The sequence below is a fragment of the Blautia sp. ZXY-1-B12 genome (assembly GCF_056339915.1).
The window spans coordinates 1-5,180 of record NZ_JBWJVP010000318.1; the positions used below are offsets into that span (position 1 = coordinate 1).

Genomic DNA, 5,180 nt, shown 5'->3' on the forward strand with positions numbered 1-5,180 from the left:
GAACTGGGCATTGTATTCTTTCAATCTTCCACATACATCTGCAACATTTGTATGATTTGCATTAGGAGCAACTTTGTCAAGCATATCCGCAAGTACAACAGTATTTCCTTCGTAACAGAGATATTCTGCTGTTTCAAGTCCCGTAACACCTGCTCCGATGATCATTACTTTTTTATTCTTCAGTCCGGCTTTTCCGGAAAGAATATCTTCGATTGTATATACATTTTCTCCGGTTATTCCGGGAACAGATCCTGGAATGACAGATTTAGAACCTGTTGCTACAAGTACCGCGTCCGGATTCATTTCTGCAATTTTATCCGCAGTCGCTTCCATATCAAGTTTTAATTCAACTCCAAGTTTCTCAAATTCAACATTATAATAATCAGCAATCCAGCCCATACGTTCTTTGAAAGGAGGCTTCTTTGCAAGGTTTATCGTACCTCCAAGCTCACTCTGGCGGTCAACCAATGTTACCTTCATGCCGCGTTCAGCAAGTGTTTTAGCAGCGATCATACCACATGGTCCGCCACCCACAACTACTACCTTATGTTCCTGAGTGTCATATTCTGCATTTCCATAAAGACGTTCGCGGCATGCACGTGGATTAACTGCACATTCCGCAGGAATACCCGCGCCCATCCATGCATTCAGGCTCTCAAAGCAACGCAGACAGTTGATACATTTACAAATTTCATTCTCTCTTCCTTCAAGTACCTTGAGTCCCCACTGTTCGTCTGCGAGCCAGCTTCTTCCCATGGAGACAAAATCAACAATACCTCCTTCCAGAAAACTCTCAGCTACCTGTGGTTCACGTATGCAGGAAACTCCTATCACTGGAATAGAAACGTGATCTTTTACGGCCTTGATCAGATCTTTTCTCCAACCCTGGGGGAAGGAGATCGGCTCTACACATACACTTCCTGTCTCGTATAAACCAACAGACACATCAATAAAATCAATCCCGCAATTCTCAAGCGCCATTGCAATCTTAACTCCATCCTGGATATGGATATAATCCTCTGTCACTCCTGTTTTATCCAGAAATTCTTCAACGCTTAAACGGACACCGATCGGAAAGTCCGGTCCACACTGTACACGGATTCCATTTATGATCTCGGTGATCATACGAAGTCTGTTTTCAAAGGAACCACCATACTCATCTTCGCGTTTATTTGTGTAAGGGGAAAGAAACTGTTGTAATAGATACCCATGAGCCGCATGAAGCTCTACTCCATCGCAACCCGCTTTTTTTACCCGTACAGCACCTGAGATAAACTGTTGGATCAAAGCTTTTACTTCTTCTGTTGAAAGAGCCCTTGTTTCTTGCTGAAGATATTTGCACGGTATTGCTGAAGCAGATACTACCGGACCGCCTGTAAGAGCAGTTACTGTTTCACGTCCAGGGTGATGCAGCTGGATGAATATCTTTGTCCCATATTTATGTACTGTTTCTGCAAGCTTTGCAAGACCTTCGATATGTCTGTCTTTTGAAACAGACAGCTGACGCATCATCCCTGCACCATGCAGATCGTTTACCCTTGCAATCTCCGGAATAATAAGCGCTGCGCCACCAATTGCACGTGCCTCATAGAATGCAATCATGTCTTCCGATGGAGACCCATCCATCTCCGCCAGGCTTGTACCCATCGGTGACATTACAAGCCGGTTTTTAAGTGTAATATTTCCAATTTTTCCCTGTTTAAATATTTCCTGATACATGTACACCCTCCTTTACTTGTGTCTCTTGATTATTATGGCTTAAAAATAACATTTTCATTGTTAAAAAAACAACGGCATAAATATAAAAAAGACATTGTGCATTTATGCACAATGCACTATAATTAATAATAATCTGCAAAACACTGTGCATTTTTCACAAATAATTATAAAGAGGAGTATGAAGATGCTGTTTTCCGATCTTATTGATTATTTAAAAAATGAAAAAACTTTTAACATAATACTAAATTGTTCTACTGATCTTCATGAAATACGAGATGTAGAGCTGCTGGATGGCACTCAAACAAGATACGCCACAGATATTGTCTATTTTGGTTATCCAGATGTCTTGTCTCCTGATATGCAACCTTCTCAATGTATCCTTGTTCGTGGAGAAAACTATCTTTTTCCTTATTCCTGCACGGATCGTGCAACAGTACAGGCAAAAGAGCTTTTTGCGGTTTTTAATGCAGCAAAACAGTTTCTTCAGACACATGAACAGGTTAGTTTATATGAAGAACTGGTTCGAAAAGGCCACTCTTCCCATAGCCTGGATGAAGTGATTAACTCTGCATCCATCAAATTAGGATATTCTTTGGTATTTTGTGACAAGAAATTCCGTATCCTGTCATTTTCTACATCAATTCCGGTTACGGATAAGTTATGGAAAGAAAATATCGAACGTGGATATTGTACATATGATTTCATTAAAAATGTAATGTCATTGGAAGCTGTCCAGGGGGCTTCAGCCAGCATTGAAGCTGTTGAAGTATCCTGTCCGGAATCACCATATCGTAAATGTAGTTCGAAAGTGTTTTTAAACGGTGTTCAGGTTGGTTTTGTTCTGATGATAGAAAACAATATCCCTTTTACCGCAGAACACTTAGCAGCTATGAGTGATGTAAGCCGGGCGATCAGCTCTGTAGTTGGCCATTATCATCCTGAACTGTTTCAGTACACCAGTGCGGATCAGCAGCTTCTTGAAGCTCTGCTGATCGGAACTCCGGCTGATATATTGGCAGAATCCATTTCTCATCTTCGAGTATCTGATGCAATGTATGCACTTTGTATCCAACCGAAGACATTTTTGAAGGAAAATGAATTAAAGCAGCAGCTTTATCCTGTGATCCGGCATATCTTTCCGGAAGCATATATGACTGTCCACGACAATGCATTAGTCCTTCTTGTACCAGATCAGAGTTCTGTTATATTTGTAGATACTCAAAAAGTAATGCTCAAAACGATGGCAGAGTATCATCTGGATGTCGGAATCTCCCTGGTTTTTTCAAAAATGGATGAATTTTACAGAGCTTATCAGCAGGCACGGACAGTTCTTGAATGGAATCACAGAATCCCTGATAACATTAAGAAGGAAATATCATGGGATCAAAGGTATCCGATGGAGCATCAAATACATCGGTATTCTGAAATTGAGTTCTACGAAATGATGAACAAGATCAAAGAACCGGAAAAACTTGCAGATTATATTCACCCTGCCCTTTACAGACTGAATAAATATGACCAGTAGAACGGGAAATGGAACCTACACCAGATACACTTGAAGGTATACTCTACAGTGTTTCCCATAACAATAAGGAAACAGCTAACATTTTGTGTATTCACAGGAATTCGCTGGCTTATCGAATGGAAAAAATCATTGAAATAGGTAAAGCCGATTTAAACGATCCCATGACAGAGTTTCTGTTGAGAATGTCTTTTAAGCTTGTGGAATATTTGAAGATAAGAGACCTCGATCTCCCCTGATATTTAAAATTGTAGCTTTTCATAACATTATAACGAAATGCTGTAATTCTCTCTGAATTGTCAGTGATGCCATAGTAATGGAGATAACCAGTCAGTATCTCATTAAGCTTCTCTCTGTTGACTGTGAGTTTCAGCTTCTCTTCAAGATATTTCGTACTGCTTTCCAGAAGTCTCTCCGATGCCCGTTTGCTCTTCGCAATTGAAGCAGGGGACTTACTTGATTTGGTTAAAAAGGCATATGTCAAAAATGTTATTGACATATGCCCTTTATAGAACTATTATATTATAACAAGAAAGGAGCAGTTTATGCCAAGACCAATAAAATGCAGAAAAGTCTGCCATTTTCCCAATGTTTTAGAATTTCTTCCGGCAGATGATACGGAGAAAAAAGCCCCCATTATTCTGACGGTAGATGAGTATGAAACAATTCGGTCTTTTCTGGACAAGAAAGGTTACAGTCAGGAGCAGTGTGCAGTATCTATGCAGATCGCAAGAAGAACAGTTCAACGAATTTACGCAGATTGCCAGGAAGAAAATAAGGAGATGCCACTTATTGATGGACATCCGCTTAGAATTGAGGGCGGGGATTTCAGAATCTGCGATGGTCAAAGTAGCGACTGCAACCTTGGAGGATGTTACAAGCAGGAGCTTTATCAAAAATATGCAGTGGAAAAAGGAGAAGGTATTATGAGAATAGCAGTAACATATGAAAACGGACAGATTTTCCAGCACTTTGGACACACAGAAACATTTAAGATTTATGATGTAGAAGAAGGGAAAGTGGTACATTCGAGAGGTACGTAGGTACCAACGGAAGCGGACATGGCGCATTGGCAGGAGTTCTGAACGCATTGAATGCAGATGTTTTGATCTGTGGCGGAATCGGAGGGGGCGCACAGACAGCTTTAGCGGCAGCCGGTATTAAGCTTTTCGGAGGAGTTTCCGGAGATGCAGATGAAGCGGTAGAAGCCTTTATACGAATGAAACACTTGCGATAATCCAAATGTGAAGTGTTCTCATCACGAGCACAACCACGGGGAAGGACATACATGTGGCGAGCATGGATGCGTAAGCCATAGCTGTCATTAAGAAGAATGGTTCGCCTAAGAGCGGCTACTGGGAGTATTGTAGATAAATATCTCATACTTTATAGGGCCGTACTTCATAGGGTCGAACCATGACATTCTTTACTAACAGTAAAAAATATGCCAAAAAGATTAAGAAGGCAGAGAAATGTGTGGTATATGAAAATACAGTCAGAGAACTGTTTAGCTGTGAGCAGTTCAAAAAAGGTGCAGAAGCAAAAGGACATCAGGTGAACATGGTACAGAGCCTGCGACGGCTGTATGAGAAATGGCGGTACCTGTGTATTAAAAGATGACATGGCTGAAATACTCGGAATGTTTCGGAAAGCAGATGTACTTGTACTGGCTACTCCGGTTTATTTTTATGGAATCAGTGCCCCAGATGAAGACCTTTATTGACCGCACTTATCCTATCTGGCAGCATCTTGGTAAAAAAGAAGTTTACGATATTATATCGGCTGGTCTGGGGCGAGGACATCATTGAAAGACCGCTTGGTGATCTGGATGGTTTTGTAGAACATCTGGAAGAATACAAGATTGCAGGAAAGATATATGCAGCAAACGTGATGGATGCCGGATTAGTCAGAAATCAAAGTGTTTTCAAAAAAGCCTACT

The 5,180-nt window shown here is 40.9% G+C and carries 7 protein-coding genes and 1 pseudogene; 7 read left to right on the top strand and 1 reads right to left on the bottom strand.

The annotated features are described in order from the left end of the window. Nucleotides 1-1,719: oxidoreductase (locus AC075L_RS21885; protein ID WP_476388221.1), on the bottom strand; the 1,719-nt coding region annotated here is incomplete at its 3' end. A gap of 184 nt (nucleotides 1,720-1,903) precedes the next feature. Between AC075L_RS21885 and AC075L_RS21890 the strand changes: the two genes are divergently transcribed. From AC075L_RS21890 to AC075L_RS21920, 7 genes and pseudogenes are all read left to right on the top strand, one after another. Continuing rightward, entirely contained in the window at nucleotides 1,904-3,244 is a 1,341-nt protein-coding gene (locus tag AC075L_RS21890; protein WP_476388222.1) for a CdaR family protein, read from the top strand. An 8-nt stretch (nucleotides 3,245-3,252) separates the two neighbouring features. Beyond that, nucleotides 3,253-3,480: a helix-turn-helix domain-containing protein gene (locus tag AC075L_RS21895; RefSeq protein WP_476388223.1), complete on the top strand. Its 228-nt coding sequence runs from the start codon at nucleotides 3,253-3,255 to the stop codon at nucleotides 3,478-3,480. Nucleotides 3,481-3,786: 306 nt separating this feature from the next. Then, nucleotides 3,787-4,284 (top strand): DUF134 domain-containing protein, encoded by a 498-nt coding sequence (locus AC075L_RS21900; protein ID WP_476388224.1) that lies wholly within the window; start codon nucleotides 3,787-3,789, stop codon nucleotides 4,282-4,284. A gap of 47 nt (nucleotides 4,285-4,331) precedes the next feature. Then, nucleotides 4,332-4,478 (top strand): NifB/NifX family molybdenum-iron cluster-binding protein, encoded by a 147-nt coding sequence (locus AC075L_RS21905; protein ID WP_476388225.1) that lies wholly within the window; start codon nucleotides 4,332-4,334, stop codon nucleotides 4,476-4,478. Between the two features lie 179 nt (nucleotides 4,479-4,657). Continuing rightward, on the top strand, nucleotides 4,658-4,861 hold the full coding sequence (locus tag AC075L_RS21910; protein WP_226839703.1) for a hypothetical protein: 204 nt from the start codon (nucleotides 4,658-4,660) through the stop codon (nucleotides 4,859-4,861). A gap of 19 nt (nucleotides 4,862-4,880) precedes the next feature. Next, the gene (locus AC075L_RS21915) at nucleotides 4,881-4,964 is read left to right on the top strand and encodes a hypothetical protein (RefSeq protein ID WP_476388226.1); all 84 of its coding nucleotides are present in this window, start codon (nucleotides 4,881-4,883) and stop codon (nucleotides 4,962-4,964) included. 26 nt (nucleotides 4,965-4,990) lie between these two features. Further along, nucleotides 4,991-5,180, top strand: a pseudogene (locus AC075L_RS21920) (flavodoxin family protein); the annotation flags it as partial.